18 protein-coding genes are annotated in these 21,574 nt (G+C 63.4%); 13 read left to right on the top strand and 5 right to left on the bottom strand.

Annotation, left to right across the window (positions count from 1 at the left end):
* Window positions 1-74: 74 nt before the first annotated feature.
* Entirely contained in the window at window positions 75-1,319 is a 1,245-nt protein-coding gene (locus PAA8504_RS09885; protein WP_245897581.1) for a mechanosensitive ion channel family protein, read from the bottom strand.
* 278 nt (window positions 1,320-1,597) lie between these two features.
* Between PAA8504_RS09885 and PAA8504_RS09880 the strand changes: the two genes are divergently transcribed.
* Both PAA8504_RS09880 and PAA8504_RS09875 read left to right on the top strand, forming a co-directional pair.
* The gene (locus PAA8504_RS09880; RefSeq protein ID WP_146190477.1) at window positions 1,598-1,786 is read left to right on the top strand and encodes an ABC transporter permease family protein; all 189 of its coding nucleotides are present in this window, start codon (window positions 1,598-1,600) and stop codon (window positions 1,784-1,786) included.
* Window positions 1,787-2,256: 470 nt separating this feature from the next.
* Window positions 2,257-4,017 carry an ATP-binding protein gene (locus PAA8504_RS09875; protein WP_181375753.1) on the top strand — a complete coding sequence of 587 codons (1,761 nt, stop codon included), beginning with the start codon at window positions 2,257-2,259 and terminating at the stop codon, window positions 4,015-4,017.
* 309 nt (window positions 4,018-4,326) lie between these two features.
* On the opposite strand, the gene PAA8504_RS09870 is transcribed toward PAA8504_RS09875, so the two are convergent.
* Complete coding sequence (locus PAA8504_RS09870; RefSeq protein WP_219928919.1) at window positions 4,327-5,208, bottom strand: SDR family oxidoreductase; 882 nt, start codon at window positions 5,206-5,208, stop codon at window positions 4,327-4,329.
* Between the two features lie 748 nt (window positions 5,209-5,956).
* Here PAA8504_RS09870 and otsB point away from each other — a divergent pair.
* Window positions 5,957-6,682, top strand: coding sequence for a trehalose-phosphatase (gene otsB / locus PAA8504_RS09865; protein WP_181375752.1), 726 nt, complete (start codon window positions 5,957-5,959; stop codon window positions 6,680-6,682).
* Entirely contained in the window at window positions 6,679-8,076 is a 1,398-nt protein-coding gene (locus tag PAA8504_RS09860) for an alpha,alpha-trehalose-phosphate synthase (UDP-forming) (protein WP_108893991.1), read from the top strand. Before otsB ends, PAA8504_RS09860 begins: the two co-directional genes overlap by 4 nt.
* Window positions 8,077-8,218: 142 nt before the next feature.
* On the opposite strand, the gene PAA8504_RS09855 is transcribed toward PAA8504_RS09860, so the two are convergent.
* The 3 genes from PAA8504_RS09855 to PAA8504_RS22450 all read right to left on the bottom strand — a co-directional run bounded on the left by PAA8504_RS09855 (window position 8,219) and on the right by PAA8504_RS22450 (window position 10,561).
* Window positions 8,219-9,379 carry an alpha-hydroxy acid oxidase gene (locus tag PAA8504_RS09855; protein WP_108893990.1) on the bottom strand — a complete coding sequence of 387 codons (1,161 nt, stop codon included), beginning with the start codon at window positions 9,377-9,379 and terminating at the stop codon, window positions 8,219-8,221.
* Between the two features lie 216 nt (window positions 9,380-9,595).
* Window positions 9,596-10,198 (bottom strand): LysR substrate-binding domain-containing protein, encoded by a 603-nt coding sequence (locus PAA8504_RS22455; protein ID WP_306419528.1) that lies wholly within the window; start codon window positions 10,196-10,198, stop codon window positions 9,596-9,598.
* A 15-nt stretch (window positions 10,199-10,213) separates the two neighbouring features.
* The gene (locus PAA8504_RS22450; RefSeq protein WP_245897580.1) at window positions 10,214-10,561 is read right to left on the bottom strand and encodes a LysR family transcriptional regulator; all 348 of its coding nucleotides are present in this window, start codon (window positions 10,559-10,561) and stop codon (window positions 10,214-10,216) included.
* A gap of 148 nt (window positions 10,562-10,709) precedes the next feature.
* On the opposite strand from PAA8504_RS22450, the gene PAA8504_RS09845 reads away from it, so the two are divergent.
* From PAA8504_RS09845 to PAA8504_RS09805, 9 genes are read left to right on the top strand one after another with little or no spacing between them, the layout of a single operon-like run.
* Window positions 10,710-11,675, top strand: coding sequence for a VOC family protein (locus tag PAA8504_RS09845; RefSeq protein WP_108893989.1), 966 nt, complete (start codon window positions 10,710-10,712; stop codon window positions 11,673-11,675).
* A 17-nt stretch (window positions 11,676-11,692) separates the two neighbouring features.
* Window positions 11,693-12,325: an alpha/beta hydrolase gene (locus PAA8504_RS09840; protein ID WP_108893988.1), complete on the top strand. Its 633-nt coding sequence runs from the start codon at window positions 11,693-11,695 to the stop codon at window positions 12,323-12,325.
* Window positions 12,322-13,389 (top strand): maleylacetate reductase, encoded by a 1,068-nt coding sequence (locus PAA8504_RS09835; protein WP_108893987.1) that lies wholly within the window; start codon window positions 12,322-12,324, stop codon window positions 13,387-13,389. The genes PAA8504_RS09840 and PAA8504_RS09835 overlap by 4 nt, the downstream gene beginning before the upstream one ends.
* 27 nt (window positions 13,390-13,416) lie before the next feature.
* Entirely contained in the window at window positions 13,417-14,697 is a 1,281-nt protein-coding gene (locus PAA8504_RS09830) for an ABC transporter substrate-binding protein (RefSeq protein WP_108893986.1), read from the top strand.
* Window positions 14,698-14,756: 59 nt separating this feature from the next.
* Complete coding sequence (locus tag PAA8504_RS09825; protein WP_108893985.1) at window positions 14,757-15,479, top strand: ABC transporter ATP-binding protein; 723 nt, start codon at window positions 14,757-14,759, stop codon at window positions 15,477-15,479.
* Window positions 15,479-16,186 carry an ABC transporter ATP-binding protein gene (locus tag PAA8504_RS09820; protein ID WP_108893984.1) on the top strand — a complete coding sequence of 236 codons (708 nt, stop codon included), beginning with the start codon at window positions 15,479-15,481 and terminating at the stop codon, window positions 16,184-16,186. Before PAA8504_RS09825 ends, PAA8504_RS09820 begins: the two co-directional genes overlap by 1 nt.
* On the top strand, window positions 16,183-17,046 hold the full coding sequence (locus tag PAA8504_RS09815) for a branched-chain amino acid ABC transporter permease (RefSeq protein ID WP_108893983.1): 864 nt from the start codon (window positions 16,183-16,185) through the stop codon (window positions 17,044-17,046). Before PAA8504_RS09820 ends, PAA8504_RS09815 begins: the two co-directional genes overlap by 4 nt.
* Complete coding sequence (locus PAA8504_RS09810; protein ID WP_108893982.1) at window positions 17,046-18,110, top strand: branched-chain amino acid ABC transporter permease; 1,065 nt, start codon at window positions 17,046-17,048, stop codon at window positions 18,108-18,110. Before PAA8504_RS09815 ends, PAA8504_RS09810 begins: the two co-directional genes overlap by 1 nt.
* Window positions 18,103-19,890 (top strand): FAD-dependent oxidoreductase, encoded by a 1,788-nt coding sequence (locus PAA8504_RS09805; RefSeq protein WP_108893981.1) that lies wholly within the window; start codon window positions 18,103-18,105, stop codon window positions 19,888-19,890. The genes PAA8504_RS09810 and PAA8504_RS09805 overlap by 8 nt, the downstream gene beginning before the upstream one ends.
* Window positions 19,891-21,574 lie beyond the last annotated feature (1,684 nt).

Genomic DNA, 21,574 nt, shown 5'->3' with positions numbered 1-21,574 from the left:
TCAATCCTCAGAGCCGTATTCCCGATGATCGAGGGCGGGCCTTGCCGGTACCGTCGGACATGTGCCAATCGACGCTACTCGCGCGGAGCGTCCGGTTCGAGGAGGTCATCCCCACCCTGGCGTTCGGCCGCAACGAGGGGGATCAGCGCCTGTTCCTCGGATTGGCTTGCGGGTTGGTCGGCAATCTCGGCCGGTGGGGGTTTGGCCTCGGTCTTTGGTCGGCTCGGTGGTTCGGAGACTGCCGGGATGCCTTTTGTGCCTTCGAGGCGAATTCGGTAGGTCGTATCGGGGATCGACACGCCGGCCGCTTCGATGGCGTCCTTGACCAGACGGATGGCGTCACCGCGTGCAGAGAAGAAGCCGGTCGTCTCCTGGTCGATCCAGCCTGTCACACGCAGGATCGCGCCGGACTCGTTGACGTTTTCGATCCAGACCAGTTCCTCGGGTTTATCGAGAACGAAGGGCATTGCCCTGAGGGCGCCCTGCGCCAACAGCCGGGTCGCCTCGAGGTCGGCATCGGGGTCGATGCCGATGTCGAACGTGAACCGGCGCGCCGGGTTCTGGCTGTAATTCACGATGCGCCCCTTGAAGACCGAGGCGTTGGGAATCCGGATGTGGTTCCCGTCCAGCGATAGAAGGATCGTTGCCCGGGAGGTAAGCCGGATCACGCGCCCCAGATCGCCTTCGATCTCGACGAGGTCGTTGGGACGGAACGGCTGGCGCAGGCTGAGCATGATCGAGGAGACGAAGTTCTCGACCGTGTCTCGGACCGCGAAGCCGATCGCCAGCCCGACGATGCCTGCAGCCCCTAGAATGGTCCCGAGAAGGGCGACCGCGCCCAGAAGATCGAGGGCGACCACGATACCGGCGATCACGCAGGCGGCCCGGAAGGCCTGGCGATAGATCCCCGCGATGAATGCGTTCGGCGCCAGTCGATCCCAGAATTGGCGCCGCGACAGAAGAACGCCCAAGGCGACGATCGCCATGAAGATCACGGCGGCGAGAAAGAACAAGGGAAGACGCGCGAGGAACTGATCGGCCCTGGCGCGGAACCGCTGGAATGCCGGGTCGATCTGTTGGGACAGGTCGTCCAGCGCCGCAAGCTGGTTCCTGACGGCGACGACGCCTTCGATGCGTTCGGCAATGCCGACGACCTCCGCGCTCACCGAAGGATCCGCGATGTCGCCGTCCAGGGTGACGACGCCTGCCTGAACGGCCACCGCAATTTCGGAACGATCCAGCGCGGCCAGTATGGCTCTCAGGCGGTTGGCTATTGCCGCGTCCGACGGCGCATTCGCGACGGACAGGGTACTGGGCACCGGCCCGTCATCTTGCGCGAACACAGGGGCGCCCAGGGCGGCCAGGAGACAGATTAGAAGGAGAAAGCCCCGCACCATGAAACAGCGTTATCGAACCTTTGCGCCGTTATCCATCCGCTTCCGGCGCCTCATGCGGGACGCGCGATGGGCCTCGGCGGCGGCGATGATCCTGTTCACGATCATAGCGGTCATCGCCGTGCTCCAGTTCCGCCTGCTTCGGGAACGGGCGACGGGATCGCGTCCTGCAATATCTCGCGCTGGCTTTCGTGGCAGTCCTGATGCTGCTACCGTTCGGGGACATGTTTACCGGCGCACTGCGCGGGCGCGAAGACATCTTCGCCGCGCCGCCCAACTACTTCCCCGGCTACCCCCAATGGAACGTCTACGCTCGCGTCTTTGACAAGTTGCCAATGGGACGCTGGTTTTTCGACTTGATCGTTGTGACCACGATCATCACCGCGCTTTAGGTCGCCACCTCGGTCATGGCAGGCTACGCGCTGGCGAAATACGAGTTCGCGGGCCACGACGGTATCTTCCGCCTGGTGATCGGCGCGTAGATGTTGCCGTTCTCCTGTTCATCATTCCGATCTTCTTTCTGCTCGCTTCGTTCCCCTGACCGGCGACATCGGACTGACGCAGTTCTGCGACTGAGGTCTTCCGGGAACCTATGCAGCGCTCGTGCTGCCGTTCCTCGTCACGTGGTACGGCGTCTTCCTGATGCGCCGGTTCTTCGTTATCGCGCCGGACGACGTCATAGAAGCGCCCCGGCTGGATGGATTCGGCGCGTGCGAGACGGCGCATTTGTGGGAGGGCCGAACCGGGCCATGTCGCGACAAGGTGGGGCCGGCGGGCGGACGTTTATCCCGTTGATTTCCTTGGCCCCACAGACGTGTTGGCATTCACCGGATGTAAATGATTCCGCATGCATGTAAGCGGAATGTTCGCATCCATCCGCTCAGACGTGGCCCGAACCCAGGACGCACTGCTTCGGCAAGCGCGCCATCTCAACCATGATTTCGGACCACGTGCGGTCACGCTGTCGCTTTGTACCGTGCTGGCCGCGACGATCGTTTCTCTCCAGTGGCTCGTGGCGAGCCTGGGTGTGTTCCTGCTGACGGAACTCTCACAATACGCCCTTTATACCCGGATCTCGCGGGGCCGCGCGATGTGGGAGCGTCAAGCCTACGTCATCAACGCCTTTTTCGCGGGGATCATCTTCACCGGTTTTCCAATGGTGATCTGGTATAGCGGAACCGGTGCCGGTTACGTCATGGGGCTGGGGGTGATGGTGACGGCCATCATGCATTGCATGCTGATCAGAACCCATCACGTAGGCGTCTGTCTGGCGACCCTTGCCCCGCTTGTCACCGGGCTTGGGGTCATGGTGATTGCGCTGATCACAGATCTTGACCTCGCGCCTTCCACTGCGGTCGCGCCGATCCAGACCCAACAGAACCTTCTGGTCTCCGGGCTGTTCTGCTTTCTCTGTCTGGGCTACCTGACATGCACCGGCATCGATCAGAACCACATCCACCGGGGTATGGCGCAGGCCCTTGCCGAGGCCGAGGCTGCGAGCCGGACAAAAGACCGGTTCCTTGCATCCATGAGCCACGAAATTCGGACGCCCTTGAACGGGATCCTGGGAATTGCACAGGTGAACCGCGACGCTGCGCGAAATGCCCAGGACACGGAACTGGCCGAGACGCTTTTGTCTTCCGGCTTGATCCTGAAAAGCATGGTCGACGATATCCTGGATCACGCCAAGATCGAGGCGGGAAAGATGACCTTCGATCCTGCACCGATGGATATGCGACAGCTCTGCGCCGTGCTTGTGCGGCTGTTCCACGCAGAGGCGAAGGAGAAGGGGATCGACCTTGTCATCGACATTCCTGAAGATTTCCCCGCGACGATCGTTGCCGATCGGTTGAGGCTGCACCAGATCCTCGCCAATCTGGTGTCGAATGCGGTAAAGTTCACGCCCTCGGGCGAGGTCCGGATTGCGGTGTCCTTCGATCCTGCGGAGGACGGATCGGCGAACGTGAAAGTGGTCGTCAGCGATACCGGAAAAGGCCTGTCCGACGCCGAGATCGACGTCTTGTTCGACGCATTCACACAGATCGGGGACCAGACCGAGCTTGCAGTCAAGGGTACGGGGCTGGGCCTTCCCATTTCGCGCGGTCTCGCAACTCTGATGGGCGGCACTCTATCGGTCACGTCGCGCCAAGGCGATGGGGCGCAATTCACGCTGACCTTCCCAGCGAAATCCATGGCTGCCATGGCCCTTCGACCGGAACGCCAGAACACGGTTTCGTCCATGGCTCTGGACGGTATGTCGATCCTCGTTGCCGAAGATAATCGCACAAATCGTTTTATCGTGCGATCTTTCCTGAAAGACACCGGCGCCTTGCTGACCGAAGCCGAGAACGGGGCGATCGCTGTCGAGCTTGCCCAGCAGACACGTTTCGACGTGATCCTTCTGGACATGCGCATGCCTGTGATGGACGGGGAAACCGCGTTCCGAAGGCTTCGGGACGAAGGCATTTCTGCCCCGATCATTGCGCTTACGGCGAACGCGATGCCCGAACATCGCGCGCGGTATATCGAAATGGGGATGAACGACTATCTATCCAAACCGCTCAGCAAAAAGGCCCTCCTCGACGTCCTGATCCGGTCTCTGCCGGCCGAAGTTGCGGCCTGAAGTGCCAGTTATTCCATAGTCCTTCGGGCGATGCGTCCACTCCACGAACGACGAAAGGCATCGGGGTGGCCTGTCATTCAAATCTCGGCGTGTCACGCTGGCCCACCCATTTTCTGCGGCTGCGGCGAGCTAAGGCGCGTTGGAAGGCCAGGTCATCCAAGGCTGGGGCGGCGCAGCTATGAGGCGGTGGAACATGCGGCGCGGGTTTGTTCGGTAAACACCGGCTGATAAACCGGGCGTCCAAGCTCGGCGGCGGGCATCGTATGGCCGGAAGACGGCGCGGCGGCCGTCTTCCGGTTCCGAGCTGGGTCAGCTCGCTGGTTGCGGGCTGCCGCCCGTGGCCCCGAAGACCTGACCGGTCGAATAGCTCAGAGCTGGGTCCGCGGCCATGACGTAAAGCGGCGCGAGTTCCACCGGCTGGCCGGCACGGCCAATAGGGGTGCTTGAGCCGAATTCGACGAGGTTCTCCATCTTCTGCCCGCCTGCGACCTGCAGAGGTGTCCAGATCGGCCCCGGTGTCACCGAATTTACGCGGATCCCGCGCGACGCAAGCTGCTTGGCCAGCGTGTCCGTGAAAGACAGGATGGCCGACTTGGTCATCGAATAATCTATGAGGATTTCCGGCGGGTTTGCCGCGACAGTGCTCGAAGTATTGATGATCGACGCACCCGGATTCAGATGCGGCAGGGCCGCCTTGGTCAGCCAGAACATGGCATAGAGATTGGTCTTCATCGTCTGGTCGAATTGTTCGTCCGACAGCTCTTCAAGCCCCGGCACCCATTGCTGATATGCCGCGTTATTGACGAGGATATCGAGACCGCCGAGTTCCTCGACCACTTTTTCGGGCAGGCCGGTCGTATAGCCCTTGTCCCGCAGATCCCCGGGAAATGCCGCAAAGGCGCGACCTTCGCGTTCGACGACCCGCTTGACGTCCTGGGCATCGGGTTCTTCCTCGGGCAGGTATGCGATGGCGACGTCAGCGCCCTCTTTCGCGAAGGCGATCGCGGCGGCACGTCCGATCCCGCTGTCGCCCCCGGTGATCAACGCGCGCTTGCCGCTGAGCCGTCCGCTGCCTTGATAACTTTCCTCTCCGTGATCCGGACGCGGGTCCATTTCCTGCGCGAGGCCGGGCCAGGGTTGCTCCTGCCTAGGATAAGGCGGTCTGGGGAAATCAGCGGCTTGCCGCGTCATGGGCGCGCTGTCACTGCCGGATTGGTTGGCCTGGGCGAACGCCGGGCCAGAGGCAGCAGCAGCACCCGTTACGGCGGCGCCGGCCATAAGTGCGCGGCGGGTTGGATCAAACTCGGTCATTGGTTACTTCCTTACACTTCGAACTTATGAGGCCTCTGGCGCCCTTCGCTAGCGGGACGGATGAACACCCGAAACGGATAGAACCCCCAGCCCGGCATCCTGTGCCCAAGAACGTCATCGGTCGGTTGGGCAATGGACAAGCGCTCGCCCCGGTTCCGGACGGGAATGTCAAAGCAATCGTGAGGTGACGCGGGGGAGAAGCTTGCTATGCGCCGCAAGCCATAGGCTTATCCGCCGCCGTTTGGCGATCCAGATCAGACCCGTGCGGTATCGTACAGTCCGGCAAACGACCGTTGGACCCGTAACTTTTCAGCGGGTGGGGCGTTGTCGAACCAGACCGGAAAAGTGACGAGTGTTTTATGCGGTTGGTTCGGTTGTCAGGAAACGCGGCTGCGTGTCCAGCTGACGGAGCGGCGCGTTCCGAGGCCTGTGTTTCAACTCGGCTCGACCTGAATTCGTTGAAGAAAATGCCAATCGCAAACGCCGAACGCAGGCCTCTGACCACTGTCGGACTCTCGTGATCGTTCACGAGACGAGTCCGGCGGACGGGATGTGGGAAAGAAAAGTGACCTAAGGGAGAAGGATCATCACCCGTAGTAGCATGACCCATCAAAACGACGCGTCAGCGATGCCGGCCTTGGACCATGCTGCGCTGTTTCTCGATTTCGACGGGACGCTGGTGGATATCGCATCGCGACCGGACGGGGTCACGTTGGCCTCTGGAATGGAGGATGTCCTCGGCGCATTGCATCGCCGTACGAACGGGCGGGTCGCCATCGTGTCGGGACGCAGGCTGGATCAGCTGGAACAGATCATGCCGAGTTTCCAGGGCGTGTTGATCGGATCCCATGGTGCGGAATCGCGGATCGGCGGTGTCCACGAGATCGCCGCCGATGGCGACCGTGCGGCGTTTCTGGCCACGCGTGACATGCTGCGGGCCTGGGTCGGGTATCACGAGGGCGTCCTTCTGGAAGAGAAACCTGTTTCCCTCGTCCTGCACTATCGCCAGGCGCCGGAGGAGGAGGGCAATTGCACCGGTATCCTCGCCGCTCTGTCTCAGGTCCTGCCCGGGTTCGCGGTGCGTCCGTCCAAGATGGCCATGGAGCTGATGCCCCAGAACGTCTCGAAGAAAGAAGCGGTTTTGGGGCTTCTGAAGGACTGGACCGACAGGACCCCGGTCGCAATTGGTGATGACCGCACCGACGAGGACATGTTCGCCGCAGCCGAGTCGTGCGGTGGCTTCGGCATCAAGGTGGGCGAAGGGGAAACGTCCGCGCAGATGCGTCTGGACGGGGTCGAAGAGGTCCACGCGTTGTTGAAAAATTGGCTGGAAACGCCGGAGGATTTGTCATGACGGGTCGGCTGATCGTTCTGTCCAATCGCATCCCGACGGATAAGCCGCCCGCGGGGGGACTTGTCGTCGCCATCCACGAATTGCTGGCCGAGCGCGGCGGCCTCTGGATCGGATCGGGGGATGAATTCGTCCAGACGCCGTCGGACTCCTTCCGGCCCCTCGAAGGCGGAGAAGGTTACGACAAGGCGGCCTTCGACCTGACCGAGTCTGAGCACGAGACTTTCTATCTGGGATACGCGAACTCGGTCCTCTGGCCCCTTTGCCACCATCGGACCGACCTCATCGCGCTGGATCGCAAATATGCCGAGGGCTATGCGGCGGTGAACGCGCGCGTCGCCCGGATGCTGTCGGAAATCCTCACCCCCGAGGACGTCATCTGGGTCCACGATTATCATTTTCTGCCCATCGCACTGGAGCTGCGCAAGCTTGGCGTTGCTGCGCGGATCGGATTGTTCCTGCACATCCCGTTTCCTACGGGCCCGGACATCCAGGCTTTGCCCGAACGGGAGGCGTTTTATCACTGGTTTGCCGCCTTCGACCTGGTCGGCCTTCAGACGGAGGCGGACGTTGCCCGGTGCCTTGACGGATATCGCGCGCACCGATCCGGGGAAATGTTGATGAATGGCCGTATGAAGTTCCGCAGCCGGGTGTTCGAGGTTCGGTCCTTCCCCATCGGCATCGACGTCAAGACCTTCGCCGAGACGGCAGCGAAGCCCCTGACGCATGATCCGGTCCACATAAGGGCCGACGCCAAGCTCATCCTCGGCGTCGACCGGTTGGATTACTCGAAGGGCATCCCCCACCGTTTCCGCGGATTCGGAACATGGTTGGAAAAACGTGGTCCGGACTCGCCGCGGGGCACCCTGATCCAGATTACGCCGCCGTCCCGAGAGACGGTTCCGGCCTATCAGGCCATCGCGCGCGAGCTTGAAGCACTGGTCGGGAACCTCAATGGCCGCTACGGCGAGCTTGACTGGACGCCGATCCGCCTGATCGAACGCGGTGTCCCGCGCGAGACCTTGGCACCTCTCTACCGGCTGGCCGATATCGCCCTCGTTACTCCGCTGGCCGATGGAATGAACCTTGTCGCGAAAGAGTTCGTGGCCGCGCAGGATCCCGAAAACCCGGGCGTTCTGATCCTGTCCCGCTCGGCCGGGGCGGCGGAGCAGATGACCGAGGCCCTTATCGTGAACCCGCATGATGCCGAGGAAGTCGGGGATGCCATTGAACGTGCGTTCAAGATGCCGCTCGAGGAACGGAAGACCCGCCACGCGGCCCTCTTTCAGGTCGTGCAGGATAGCGACATCTTCGACTGGGGAACCCGGTATCTGGACCGTCTGAACAAGGTGGAACGGGCGTTGGATCCAGCCAAGAGGCTTCCCCCCGGGCCATGATCCGGGCTTTATCGGGAGGGCAGGTGGATCTGGAGCAGGCGCGAAAAGTCACCGGGTAGGGGTGGCGCCGAACCGGATCAGCAGATGCATCCTGGCCTGAACGCTGCGCAGCTTCTCGGCGTGAACCTGAATGGCGACGGGGCTACGGCAGGCCACCCTGACGAAAGCGTAGATTGTCCCGGTCCAACTGATCGATCCGCGTGCGACCCATCAGGCGCATGTCGCGGATCAACTCGTCCCGCATGAGGCCCATGGCGCGTTCCACCCCCTGTTGACCGGCGGCGGCCAGGGGGAAAAGGTAGTAGCGGCCAAGCCCGACGGCCTTTGCCCCGAGGGACAGGGCCTTGAGCACATGGCTGCCGCGTGTGACGCCGGAATCCAGCATGACGTCCAGCCTGTCACCCGCGGCCTGGACGATTTCTTCCAGTTGATCGAAGGGCGCGCGCGACCCGTCAAGCTGCCGCCCCCCGTGGTTGGAAATTACGACCCCGGCACAGCCGATCTCGGCCGCGCGTACGGCATCTTCCGCGGACATGATCCCCTTCAGGCAGAAAGGGCCACCCCACAGATCGACCATCTCGGCAACGTCGTCCCAGTTCATCGCGGGGTCCAGCATCTCGGTAAAATACTGGCCGATCGAGGCGGTGCCGCTGCCCATGTTCACGTGTTCGTCCAGTTGCGGCAGCGAGAACTTCTCGTGGCGCACATAATTGATCCCCCAAGCCGGCTTCAGCACGAACTGGCTGAGACCCTTGGCGTTGAGGCGGAAGGGGATCGAGAAGCCGGTGCGCTTGTCGCGCTCGCGGTTGCCGCCCGTTATGCTGTCGACGGTCAGCATCATGACCTCGACCCCGGCCTCCTTGGCGCGCTGCATCATGGCGCGGTTCAGGCCGCGATCCTTGTGAAAGTAGAACTGGTAAACCTGCGGGTTCGAATGCTTTTTCCGCAGTTCTTCCAGGCTGACGGTACCCAGGGACGACACACCGAACATGGTCCCGAACTTGGCGGCGGCCGCGCCCACGGCGCGTTCTCCGTCGTGGTGGAACAGGCGTTGCAGGGCGGTGGGCGAACAATATACGGGCAGGTCGAGTTTCTGCCCCATGACGGTCACCGAAAGGTCCACGTCCTTCACACCGCGCAGGACGTTGGGGATCAGGTCGACCTCGCCGAAGCTGGCGGCGTTGCGGGCATAGGTCGTCTCGTCATCGGCGGCGCCATCGATATAGTCAAAGATCGGAGAGGGCAGGCGCTTCTGGGCGAGGCGGCGAAAGTCCCTGAAGTTATGGCAGTCTTTCAGTCTCATTGCGTGCTCCCTCTCGAATCCTTCTGCGCGGTCTCAAAGCCCCCTAAGCCTTTCGGGATCTGGGGGCGTCATGACGTGGCCGGTTCGTTCCTGATACCCCTCCATCGACAGAAGGGCACGCCCTTGAAGTACAGATGCCCGTAGTCGACACCTCGACTGTGCCGCGCTGGGGTGACCTGCATGTCGGGCGCCAGGAAAACGGACCCGTCCTGCGCGCTAATCCCTGTTGTCATTGCGGCCCCAGACAATCGAGGTCTGATGCCGCTCGATCAGGAACCGCAGAAGGTCGAACTTGCGCATGATGTGCCTCGCGAGCTTGTCCGCCGCCGGGAGCGGGCTTTCACTGGCGGCGCGTAAAATTCCGAGAGAGCGTGGTGGCTGCGGGATCTGTAGCGGAAGGACCGTGATCTGCCGGTCCTTGCGGTGTGCGAAGACGACCGAGTGGGGCAGGATCGTGAGGGCATCGGTCTCTTCAAGGTAGTTGAAGACCGACAGCAACGAGCCGCCCGAGTATCGGATGCTCACCTCGGGCAGGCCGATGGAAAGCAACAGCGCGTGCAGATCCGCCAGCAGCGGAGAGCCGGGCAGGGGGGCGATCCACGGGAAGTCAAGCAGGTCGTCGGTGGACAGTTTCTTTCGTCGCAGAAGCGGGTGGCCGATCCGGCAGGCGATAATGTTGCGGGCGGCTAGGATAGGGGTGAACTGAAAGCCGCGCGCGGCATCCACGATGCCGAGCGGGCAGATCGCGAGGTCGAGCTGGTTCGAGGCGATGCCCTTCTCGAGATCATGAAGGTTGCCGTAGCCCTGTTCGATGCGGATCTCGGGTTCCAGCCGTTAGAATTCGCCGATCATGACGCTGATGAAGGCGTCCATGAAGAACGGCACGCCCGCGATGCGGATCGTTCCGACCGAGCCGGCGCGGAACTTGGCCACGGTCTCTGACGCCTGGCGGGAGGCTTCGAGGATGACGCGGCCATGATGCGCAAGTTGCGCGCCGATCAGGGTCGGCTCCAGTGGACGGCGGCCCGGTCGAAAAAGCGGCTCGCCCACGCGTATCTCCAGCGCCGAGAGCGTGCGCGAGACCGCCGGTTGCGACAGGCCCAACCGGGCCGCCCCGGCCGTGACGCCGCCCGCGTCGACGACGGCGGCAAGTTGGGCGAGGTGCTTCTCCTCCAGCTTCATAGCGATTTGCTATATTGATGGGCGAAATAATGATAGTTCTTTTGCCGGGTTCCCATAACGTCGGTGGCGGGAGGACATTGGTTGCGCCGCGCAGGTTCTGTGCGCGCAACCCGTGCCGGAGATCGAACGGAACGGGAGGGAGGCGAGCATGGACCAGATCAAGGGGTTCCATCATCTGACGATGAGCACCGACGGCGCTCAGGAGGACTATGATTTTTTCACAAAGACCCTGGCGCTTTACTCGATAAAGCGGACGGTCCTCTTCGACGGCACCATACCGGTATATCACTTGTATTACGGCTCGAAGGGGGGGGACGAGTCGACGATCATCACGACCTTCCCGTTCCGCAAGCCGGGCGTCTACGGGCGGCGCGGTACGAACCAGTCCAAGATCGTCCAGCAGGCGATCCCGGTGGGTGCGTCCGAGTTCTGGGTCAACCGTCTGGGCGAGCACGGGATCGAGGCGACGCGAAGCAACCGCTTCGGGATCGACCGCGTCGATTTCCGGCATCCGTCGGGGATCGAGTTGCAGCTGGTCGAGAACCCGAGCGATGACCGCCAGCCCATCGTGAACGAGGAGGCCGGTGTCGGCGCCGACCACGCGATCAAGGGGATCTATGGCGGGGTCGTGGCCGTGACGGATCGCACAGCGATGGACGATTTCCTGACCATCGCGCTGCCGTTGAAGAAGATGGCCGATGACGAGAACGGAATGGCCTACGAGGTGCCCAACGCGAACGGGCCCACCAGCGTTGTCGAGGTGACCGAGATCCGCGACGAAGCCCAAGGGACATGGACGCTTTCTGGCGGGACGATCCACCACTTCGCGCTGAACACTGGCGATGAGGAGAACCAGATGAACCTGCGCGCCCATATCGAGGGGCTGGGGTTCACCGACATCTCCGAGCAGAAGGACCGGATGTATTTCAAGTCCTGCTACGTGCGCAGCCCCGGCGGCGCGTTGTTCGAACTGGCGTGGACCGTGCCCGAGGGCTGGGCGCGGGACGAACCTGCCGACGCGATCGGCCAGACGCTGGTGTTCCCGCCCTGGTTCGAGGGCCGCAAGCAGGAACTGATCGAGGGGCTGGAGCCGGCCAGCTTCCAGGACGCCTGACTGCGGTGGCCAATCCAATGACATCGGGAGCCCAGGCCGATCGGGCCCGGGCAGTCGCCGTGGTGCTGCACGGCCGGGGTCAGGAGCCTGCGTACATGCGCGAAGCGCTCCTCTCGCGATTATCGGCGGAGTCCGTGCGCTATGTGCTACCCGATGCACCGGGACAAAGCTGGTATGATGCGAAGGCGGTCGACCCGCCGACGCCTGAAACCGAGACGCAGCTGAGCGATGCGCTGGGCCGCGTTGCCGAGGCGGTGGCGGTCGCGCGATCGGAATGTGCCGGTGTGCCGCTGGTTTTGATCGGGTTCTCGCAAGGGGCGTGCCTCGTGGCCGAGTATCTGATGCGCGGGGACAGGGCGGATATGGCGGCGATGCTGACGGGCTGCCGGGTCGGGGCTGTGAGCGATGCGCTTCCGACGGCGCAGCTCGACGGGATGCCGATCTATTGCGCGAACGGGAACACCGATCCGTGGATCCCGCCCTGGGCGTTCGACAAAGCCGTTGCGGGGTTCGTGGCGATGGGCGCGCGGGTGAGGAGCGACGTTTTCCCGGGCCGACCGCACGAAATATCAGCGGGCGAGATCGCCGAGATCGACAGGATGCTTGTCTCGCTCTGCGAGGGTCGGCCGGTGTTCGGGCCGGCGCCATGAGCGTGCGTCTTTCCGATTTCACTTTTCCCGGTATCCCGACCCGGGTGGTCTTCGGCAGTGGGACGCTTTCGCAGGTCGGCGACGAGATCGTGCGGCTCGGGCACGCGCGTGCGCTGGTCCTCACGACGGACGGTCAGGCCGAAGCGGGGCAGGCGCTGGCGGACGAGCTTGGGGGCCTCGCGGTCGGCACCTTCGCGCAGGCCCAGATGCACACCCCGGTGGCGGTGACGGCGCGTGCGCTGGAGGATGTCAAAGGCAGGGACGCGGATTGTGTCGTTTCGCTGGGTGGCGGATCGACCGTGGGCCTTGGAAAGGCCATCGCCAGCCGCGTGGGGTGCGGGCATGTCGCCGTGCCGACGACCTATGCGGGCTCGGAAATGACGGATATTCTGGGCGAAACCGAGAACGGAGAGAAGACCACCCGGCGGGACGCGTCTATCCGGCCCGATGCGGTTGTCTACGATGTCGATCTCACGCTGAGCCTTCCGGTTAATCTGTCGGTGACTTCCGCCCTCAACGCCGCGGCGCATGCGGTGGAGGGGCTTTACGCGCCGGACGCCAATCCGATCACGAGCCTGATGTCCCTAGAGGCACTGGCCGCGTTTTGCGATGCGCTGCCGAAGCTGCGCGACCAGCCGAAGGATCCGGACCTTCGGGCGCGGCTGCTCTATGCGGCGTGGCTGTGTTCCACGGTGCTTGGAAGCGTGTCGATGTCGCTGCATCACAAGCTGGCGCATGTGCTGGGCGGATCGTTCGATATGCCCCATGCAGAAACGCATGCGATCCTGTTGCCGCATAGCGCGGGCTTCAACGCGGGCGGAACCGAACTGCTTGACCCTGTCGCCGAGTTATTCGGCGGATCGGTAGGCGGCGGGCTGTGGGATCTGGCGCGGCGCAGCGGCGCGCCCCTGCGACTGGCTGATCTGGGGCTGAGAGAGGCCGATCTCGACCGCGCCGCGTCCATCGCGCTGAAGAACTCGTACGACAATCCCCGGCCCTTCGACGAGGCTGATATCCGGGACTTGCTGCAGGCCGCCTGGGAGGGGACACGGCCCGCCGCATAAATCGCACACTTTGGGAGGAGTAGAGACATGTTGACCAGAAGACGCCTGCTGAAATCCGCCGCCGCCACGGGGCTGGTGACGTCCGCGAGCGGGTTGGCCGCTCCGGCCATCGCCCAGAACGCGCCGGTGCGCATCGGCTATGTCAGTCCGCAGACCGGCCCCCTTGCGGGGTTCGCAGAAGCCGATGCGTTTACCATCGACACGTTCAACCGCATCGCGTCCGAACAGGGCCTCAATGTCGAAGTGATCGTCAAGGACAGCCAGTCCAACCCGAACCGCGCCGCCGACGTGGCGCAGGAGGCGATCATCGACGACGAGATCCACCTGATGCTGGTGGCCTCGACGCCGGAAACGACGAACCCGGTCACGACGGTGGCCGAGAGCGAGGGCATCCCCACGATCTCGACCATGGCGCCGTGGCAGCCTTGGTTCATCGGCCAGCAGGGCAATCCCGGTGATCCGGGCAGCTGGCGCCCCTTCGAATATGCGTTCCACTACTTCTGGGGGCTGGAGGACGTCATCGCCGTCTTCACCAACATGTGGAACCAGCTTGATACCAACAAGGTGGTGGCGGGGCTTTTCCCCAACGACGCGGACGGCAATGCCTGGGGCGATCCGAACACCGGCGTGGCGCCGGGCTTCGCACAGGATGGCTACGAGACCGTCGATCCGGGGCGCTATCAGAACCTCACCGACGATTTCACCGCGCAGATCAATGCGTTCAAGCAGGCCAACGCGGATATTGTGACTGGCGTGGTGATCCCGCCGGACTTCACCACGTTCCGAAATCAGGCCAGCCAGCAAGGCTTCAACCCGAAGGCCATCACGGTGGCCAAGGCGATCCTGTTCCCGCAATCGGTAGAGACGCTGGGAGAAGCGGGGCACAATCTCAGCTCCGAGGTTTGGTGGTCGGCGAACCACCCGTTCACCTCGTCGCTCACCGGTCAGGGTTGCAGGGAACTGGCGGACGCCTTCACCGAGTCGACGGGGCGGCCCTGGACGCAGCCGATCGGCTTCATCCATTCGCTCTTCGAGGTGGCCGCGGACGTGGTGCAGCGCGCGGAGGATCCGACGGAGTGGGATCAATTGGCGGAGGCCATCGCGGCAACGAACCTCGACACCATCGTCGGGCATGTGGAGTGGAACGGCGCGGGCGTGCCGGATTTCGCAGCACAGAACGTGTGCAAGACGCCGCTTGTCGGGGGGCAATGGCGGCGGGGCGACGACGGGACGTTCGAGCTGGTCGTGGTGGACAACGAGACGGCGCCCGACATCCCCACGCAAGGCGAGATGCAGCCGCTGAGCTGAGGCTGTCCGCCCGCCCGGAATGATTTCGGGCGGGCCACATTTTGGGGGGAAACTTTGGTATGTCTGCGATCCTGTCGCTTCAGAACGTCAGCAAGAGCTTTGGCGCCCTGACCGTGACCGACGACGTGACCTTCGAAGTGCCGCGGGGCCAAGCGCTCGGGATCATCGGGCCCAATGGCGCGGGCAAGTCGACGCTGTTCAACCTGATCACCGGCAACCTCGCGCCGGATTCGGGGCATATCTCGTATGACGGCCGCGACGTGACCCGGGTGCCACCCATGCAGCGCTGCCTGTCTGGGATTGGGCGGTCGTTCCAGATTCCACAACCCTTCGACCGGTTGACGGTGTTCGAGAATCTGCTGGTCTCCGCCACCCACGGGCGCGGCCGGTCGGAGCACGAGGTGGAACAGGATTGCGCCGCGGTGCTGGAGCGAACGGAGCTGATCAAGGTCGCCAACCGCGCATCGGGCACGCTGACCCTGCTTCAGCGCAAGCGGCTGGAGCTGGCACGGGCGATGGCGACGCGGCCGAAGCTGCTGCTCCTCGACGAAATCGCCGGCGGCCTGACCGAGGGCGAATGTGTGGCCTTGGTCGACACGATCCGCGCGATCCATGCCGAGGGAGTGACGATCATCTGGATCGAGCATGTGCTGCACGCGCTCAATCGCGTGGTGGAGCGGCTGCTGGTGCTGGATTTCGGGCGGATCATCGGCATTGGCGAGCCGGACGAAATCATGGCCAGCCGTGAGGTGCGTGAAATCTATCTGGGGATCGAGGTTTGATGTCACTTCTGGAAACCCGCGATCTGACCGGCTTCTATGGTGATTTTCAGGCGTTGTTCGGTGTCGATATCACCTTGTCGGAGGGGGAAACCGTAGCCGTGATCGGGGCCAACGGCGCGGGAAAAACGACGTTGATGCGATCAATCTCGGGCGTGATCACACAGGCGCCGGGCATGGTTCGGTTCGACGGGCGAGAGATCGGGGCCTTGCCGCCCGACGAGATCATGGCCCTCGGGATCGCAGTGGTGCCCGAGGGCCGCAAGCTCTTTCCTTCACTGTCGGTGGAGGAGAACCTGATGATGGGCTGTCACCGCCGCAAGGTTGCGGGCCCGTGGTCGCTGGACACTGTCTATGGGTTGTTCCCGATCCTGAAGGAGCGGCGGCATCAGCCCGGTACGGCGCTGTCGGGCGGACAGCAGCAGATGGTCTCGATCGGGCGGGCGCTGATGTCGAACCCGCGCGTGCTGCTCTGCGACGAGATCAGCCTTGGCCTCGCTCCGGTGGTGATCAAGGACATCTACGCAGCCTTCCCGCAGATCCGCGAAACCGGCGCGAGCGTCGTGGTGGTCGAGCAGGATGTGGGCCAGGCGATGAAGGTGGCCGACCGGGTTTATTGCATGATGGAGGGGCGGGTGACGCTGTCGGGGCGCCCGAGCGACCTAAGCCGCGAAGCCATTCACGACGCCTATTTCGGGGCCGCGGCATGATCTGGGTCGATACCGTTCTGCAGGGCGTGCTGCTCGGGGGGCTCTACGCGCTTTTCGCGTTGGGTCTGAGCCTGGTCTTCGGGATCATGCGGCTGGTGAACCTTGCCCATGGCGATCTGATCGTTCTGGCTGCTTACCTGATCCTCATGCTGGTAACCCTTCTGGGACTCGGCCCGTTCGTCGCGGCGCTGATCGCGCTGCCGGTAATGTTCGCCGTCGGATGGGTGCTGCAACGGCTTGTCCTGAACCGTGTGCTGGGGCCAGATATCCTGCCGCCGCTTCTGGTCACCTTCGGCCTTTCGGTCGTTTTGCAGAATGCGCTGCAGGAGGGGTTCTCCGCAGACAGTCGGCGCATTCCGGCGGGCTGGTTGGAGACCGCGTCCGTGCCTGTGGGGCCGATCTCGCTGGGGGTCATGCCGCTATTGACGTTTGGGTCAGCCATCCTCGTGACGCTGGCGTTGCAATTCGTGTTCTACCGCACCGCGCTGGGACGGGCGTTTCGCGCGACGTCCGACGATCCAGTGACGGCCAGCCTCATGGGTGTGAAACCGGCTTCGGTCTTTGCGATGGCCACGGGCATCGCCATGGTTGTCGTAACCATCGCGGCGCTGTATCTGGGGACACGGGCGAATTTCGATCCGACCACGGGCCCCGCACGCCTGATCTATGCCTTCGAGGCGGTGATCATCGGGGGGCTCGGGTCGCTTTGGGGGACGCTGGCGGGGGGCATCATCATTGGCGTGGCCCAGACGGTGGGCGCGAAAATCAACCCCGAGTGGCAAATCCTCGCGGGCCATGTGGCCTTTCTGGTCGTGCTGCTGGTGCGCCCGCGTGGCCTGTTTCCCAGGGCGTTCGACTGATGGCCGGGTATACCGTCACCACGCGCACCCGCGCCTCGCAGATCGCGGCTGCCTTTGCGCTGGTCCTTCTGATCGTCGCGATCCTGCTACCGGCCTTCGCGTCGCGGTCGCTGATCCAGGATCTGTTCTTCATCCTGACCATGCTGACGCTGGCGCAGTACTGGAACCTTCTGGCCGGATATGGCGGGCTGGTAAGCGTCGGGCAGCAGGCCTTCGTAGGTTTCGGGGCGTATTCGCTGTTTGGTGGCGCGATCCTGTGGGGGCTGAACCCCATCGCCGGGCTGCTTCTCGCGGGGGTGGCGGCGCTGATCATCGCCGTGCCCACCGCGTTCTTCGCGTTCCGATTGCAGGGCGCATACTTCGCCATCGGCACATGGGTCGTGGCCGAGGTCGTCCGGCTCAGCGTGGCCCAGTGGAAAGCAGTCGGCGGCGGCACCGGAACGTCCCTGCCGCGCGATGCGCGCGACGCCATGTGGGGCGCCGAGTGGATCGAAATCGCGTTCGATACACGGTCCTCGGCCGCGCGCGATATCCTGGCCTACTGGCTGGCGCTCTTGCTGGCCGTGGCGACGATCGGCGGTATCTACTGGTTCCTGCGCACCAAGCGCGGGCTTGCCCTCGCCGCGTTGCGTGACAACGTCGAAGCGGCGCGCTCGGTAGGTGTGGATTCCGAGAGGATGAAATGGGTGGTCTTCCTCGTCGCGGCCTTTGGCACCGGCATCGCGGGTGGCCTGATCTTCCTGCAAAACGGCCGCATCAGCCCCGACAGTGCGTTCTCGGTGATCGACTGGACCGCCTTCGTGATCTTCATCGTCGTGATCGGCGGCATCGGTACGATCGAGGGCCCGATCCTTGGCGTCCTGATCTTTTTCGGGCTTCAGACGCTGCTGGCGGATTTCGGATCATGGTACCTGATGGTGCTGGGCGGACTGGGCATCGTGGTGATGCTCTTCGCACCGGGCGGGCTGTGGGGGCTATTGTCGGACCGGACCGGCCTGCGTTTGTTCCCGATCCAAAGGCGCTTGGAGCGCCGCGCAACAATCGAGGAGAACAGCGATGGCTGAGATCGAAACGGATGTTCTGATTGTCGGAACTGGCCCGGCCGGCGGTGCCGCGGCGGCGCTTCTTTCGAGCTATGGGATCGAGAACGTCGCGATCAACCGCTACCGTTGGCTGGCCAACACGCCGCGCGCGCATATCACGAACCAGCGCACCATGGAGGTGCTGCGCGACCTGGGCCCCGAAGTCGAGGCCGAGGCCTATATGCACGCCACCGAGGGCGACCTGATCGGGAACAACGTCTTCTGCGAAAGCCTCGCAGGCGAAGAACTCGGACGGATGCTGTCCTGGGGCAACAACCCCGAAAGCCGGGCCGAGCACCTGCGATCATCGCCGTGTCAGATGAACGACCTGCCGCAGACCTACATGGAGCCGCTTCTGTTCAAGACCGCCTGTTCGCGCGGCACTCAGGCGCGGATGCAGACCGAGTATCTAGGCCATGTCGAGGATGAGACGGGCGTCACCACAACCTGCCGCGACCGCCTGACAGGCCGCGAGTTCGAAGTCCGCTCGAAATACCTCGTCGGCGCGGATGGTGGCAATTCTGCCGTGGCTGAGACATGCGGCCTGCCTTTCGAGGGGCAGATGGGCGTCGGCGGCTCGATGAACATCCTGTTCCGCGCGGATCTCACGCGCTTCGTCGCGCATCGCCCTTCGGTCCTCTACTGGGTCATGCAGCCCGGGGCGAATGTCGGCGGCATCGGCATGGGTCTCGTGCGCATGGTTCGGCCCTGGAATGAATGGTTGATCGTCTGGGGCTACGACATCAACGAGCCTGCCCCCGAAGTGACGCCCGAGCTGGCCACCGAAGTCGCGCGGCAGCTCGTCGGGGACCCCGAGCTTGAGATTGAGCTTCTTTCGGCCAACACGTGGACCGTCAACAACATGTACGCGACCCATATGCAGACCGACCGGGTCTTCATTATGGGCGACGCGGCGCACAGGCATCCGCCATCGAACGGGCTCGGCTCGAACACCTCGATCCAGGACGCCTACAACCTCGCGTGGAAACTCGCGCATGTCCTCAAGGGCGCGGCAGGGCCGGGCTTGCTGAACAGCTATTCAGCAGAACGCGCACCCGTCGCCAAGCAGATCGTCACCCGCGCCAACCAGTCCATCGGTGAATTCGGCCCTATCTTTGAGGCACTGGGTCTGACCGACAGCACCGATCCGGAAGTGATGCAGGAGAACATGGAGAAACGCGGCGAGGACGGTCCAGCTGCCGAAGCCCAGCGCGCCGCGTTGCGGAAGGCCATCGCGTTCAAGAAATACGAATTCGACTGTCACGGCGTTGAGATGAACCAGCGCTATGACAGCGAAGCACTGGTCCGCGACGGCCAGCCCGACCCCGGCTTCGAGCGAGACGCCGAACTGCATTACCAGCCGACCACTTGGCCCGGCGCGCGCCTGCCGCATTGCTGGCTGTTCGCGGCGGACGGTACCCGTGTCTCCACGCTCGACCTTGCAGGCAAGGGGCGCTGGTCGATCTTCACCGGCATCGGCGGCGAAGCCTGGGCAGAGGCGGCCAAAGCGGTCGCCCGTGACATGGGAATCGCCATAGACACCCACATGATCGGGCCGCGCCGCGCGATCGAGGATCATCTTGGCGATTGGGCGCGCCTGCGCGAGACCACCGACACCGGCGCGGTGATGACCCGCCCCGACCAGCATGTCTGCTTCCGTGCCCCCGAGATGGCAGACAACCCCGAGGGCGAATTGCGTCGCGCCCTGTCGGCGATCCTCCAGCCCGCCGAGGCCGAGACCTCCCACGCCGCGGCAGATTAAGGACCGCACCAGGGCCCACGCGATCAAACAGCGCTGTTTCAAGAGAACTGGGCGGGGTGGGCATCGCCCGCGATGCGCAATCAGAAGGCGCGCGGCTGAAAAGGTGATGGACGGGCGTTTGCGCCATCTTAATGTCGCAATGAAGGAGATCGAGCTCACTCATAGGGACTGGCCGCAGGCGATCCCGTTCCTCATCGACAGCGGCCGGATGTGTAGAATGGCAGCAGGAATACGTCCTACCAGCCCTGATCCTCGGCATCTCGATGGCGGTCAGCGGGCGCATTCTCGAGGTCGACGGTACTCCCACACCAGATGCGGATGCGGTCGCCCCGGGCGCTTGGTCCCTCCCTCCGTTCGTTTTGGAAAATACTCAGGCGGTTGTGGTTTGGTCTGCGACGAACTTGTGTGGCGAACAAATCTTCAACCGTGACTGCGGGTGGCTGTTGTTAAAGCCCTCGAACCACCCGGCGATCAATTCGGGGACTCTGCCTGTTGCCACAAGGCCGTAGTCGCCTTTCAGCGTCTTCACGAATGGCGTGAAATCGGCCAATCATGGCGGCAGGATAAAGTAGCTTGCGCAGATACCGTTTGCCCACCGTGGATATCCGCTCAAGTCTTACTTTCCCGCGCCAGAATGGGCCCGCGGCGTCAGTCCGAGCTAGGCCGCGTCGTCGCACGCGCCGCGAAAGGCGGCCATGTCGGGCGTAGTGGCGGTAAACGGCCGGACGAGGTTGCGTCCGCCCCGGGCACCGTTGCCAGCCAGCGTGCCAGCTCAACTTCGCCCCGCATTTCGCCGATCCGCGCGGAACGCGCTAGAGCCTGTGTGTCGTGTGCCTGGCATGCCAACACGCCGGAGGCCAAACACTCCGCAGGGTACATTGCGGGCCGCTTCGAGCAGACGGTAAACCCCATGAGTACCTTCGCCCTGACGGCCCCACCTTGCCCATATGCGAACGGATGGCGTTTATGGTTGGCGCTCTCTGCTGAACCGAAAAATCCCGCGCGCTGCGCCATTGGAGTGGCGTGATCGGGCAGCGCCGCCTGACGGTCAAAACTGCCCCGGCTTGCCCGGAGAGCGTTTCGTTCAACGGGTCATGCCACCTTGTCGCTGAGCTTGGGCTGTTCAAGATGCCGTCGCTCAGCCCCTACCGGCGGGATGCAGCCTGTCGAACTCAAGGGCCGATACTCGTTGTACGAATCCAACGGGTGGAAGGGCTTCCATTCAACCTCCTGAATGGTTTTCCGGGGCCCGAGCTGTTTCATGACCTCGGTCTTGAACAGACCGATGCCGGTTTCCGCGAGCGCGTTATCAAATAGGACACCCAGCGTGCCGGCGGGTGGATCGACCTATACAATCGCCAGCCGTTCGGAGGACTCGATGCAAAGATGTCGCGATCTGCGGTCCGAGCGATGGATCCTAAAGCCGGCAGATTCTCGCAAAGAACAAGGTGATCGAGAAGGGGGCAGCTCTGAGGGTATTCAGGGCCGATCGTAAGGTGACGCAGTACTAAGCCAGCGGATTGACATTATCTTTGGAGAGGTTCCCAGTGGACGGCGCAACATCTGATGGGGAAGCAAGCACCCCGGCGGCCCGGACTTGCGAGTCGGTGCGCGAGAGCCAGTCGGTCGATTGCAGAGCAGGTGCATCGCCAGACGACCATCTATGCCAAAGCGGTTTTCTGCG

This window comes from Palleronia abyssalis (genome assembly GCF_900302445.1).
In the GTDB taxonomy this organism is placed as follows: domain Bacteria; phylum Pseudomonadota; class Alphaproteobacteria; order Rhodobacterales; family Rhodobacteraceae; genus Palleronia; species Palleronia abyssalis.
Note: the sequence above shows the minus strand (reverse complement) of the source record. Positions and strands in the feature narration are given on the sequence as shown.

Excerpts from the sequence above, each read along its gene's own strand:
- PAA8504_RS09860 (WP_108893991.1), top strand. The coding sequence starts at position 6,679 with ATGACGGGTCGGCTGATCGTTCTGTCCAATCGCATCCCGACGGATAAG.
- PAA8504_RS09830 (WP_108893986.1), top strand. The coding sequence starts at position 13,417 with ATGTTGACCAGAAGACGCCTGCTGAAATCCGCCGCCGCCACGGGGCTG.
- PAA8504_RS09880 (WP_146190477.1), top strand. The coding sequence starts at position 1,598 with ATGCTGCTACCGTTCGGGGACATGTTTACCGGCGCACTGCGCGGGCGC.
- PAA8504_RS09805 (WP_108893981.1), top strand. The coding sequence starts at position 18,103 with ATGGCTGAGATCGAAACGGATGTTCTGATTGTCGGAACTGGCCCGGCC.
- PAA8504_RS09810 (WP_108893982.1), top strand. The coding sequence starts at position 17,046 with ATGGCCGGGTATACCGTCACCACGCGCACCCGCGCCTCGCAGATCGCG.
- PAA8504_RS09815 (WP_108893983.1), top strand. The coding sequence starts at position 16,183 with ATGATCTGGGTCGATACCGTTCTGCAGGGCGTGCTGCTCGGGGGGCTC.
- PAA8504_RS09820 (WP_108893984.1), top strand. The coding sequence starts at position 15,479 with ATGTCACTTCTGGAAACCCGCGATCTGACCGGCTTCTATGGTGATTTT.
- PAA8504_RS09855 (WP_108893990.1), bottom strand. The coding sequence starts at position 9,379 with ATGAGACTGAAAGACTGCCATAACTTCAGGGACTTTCGCCGCCTCGCC.
- PAA8504_RS09875 (WP_181375753.1), top strand. The coding sequence starts at position 2,257 with ATGTTCGCATCCATCCGCTCAGACGTGGCCCGAACCCAGGACGCACTG.
- PAA8504_RS09845 (WP_108893989.1), top strand. The coding sequence starts at position 10,710 with ATGGACCAGATCAAGGGGTTCCATCATCTGACGATGAGCACCGACGGC.
- PAA8504_RS22450 (WP_245897580.1), bottom strand. The coding sequence starts at position 10,561 with ATGAAGCTGGAGGAGAAGCACCTCGCCCAACTTGCCGCCGTCGTCGAC.
- PAA8504_RS09825 (WP_108893985.1), top strand. The coding sequence starts at position 14,757 with ATGTCTGCGATCCTGTCGCTTCAGAACGTCAGCAAGAGCTTTGGCGCC.
- PAA8504_RS09870 (WP_219928919.1), bottom strand. The coding sequence starts at position 5,208 with ATGACGCGGCAAGCCGCTGATTTCCCCAGACCGCCTTATCCTAGGCAG.
- PAA8504_RS09840 (WP_108893988.1), top strand. The coding sequence starts at position 11,693 with ATGACATCGGGAGCCCAGGCCGATCGGGCCCGGGCAGTCGCCGTGGTG.
- otsB (WP_181375752.1), top strand. The coding sequence starts at position 5,957 with ATGCCGGCCTTGGACCATGCTGCGCTGTTTCTCGATTTCGACGGGACG.
- PAA8504_RS09835 (WP_108893987.1), top strand. The coding sequence starts at position 12,322 with ATGAGCGTGCGTCTTTCCGATTTCACTTTTCCCGGTATCCCGACCCGG.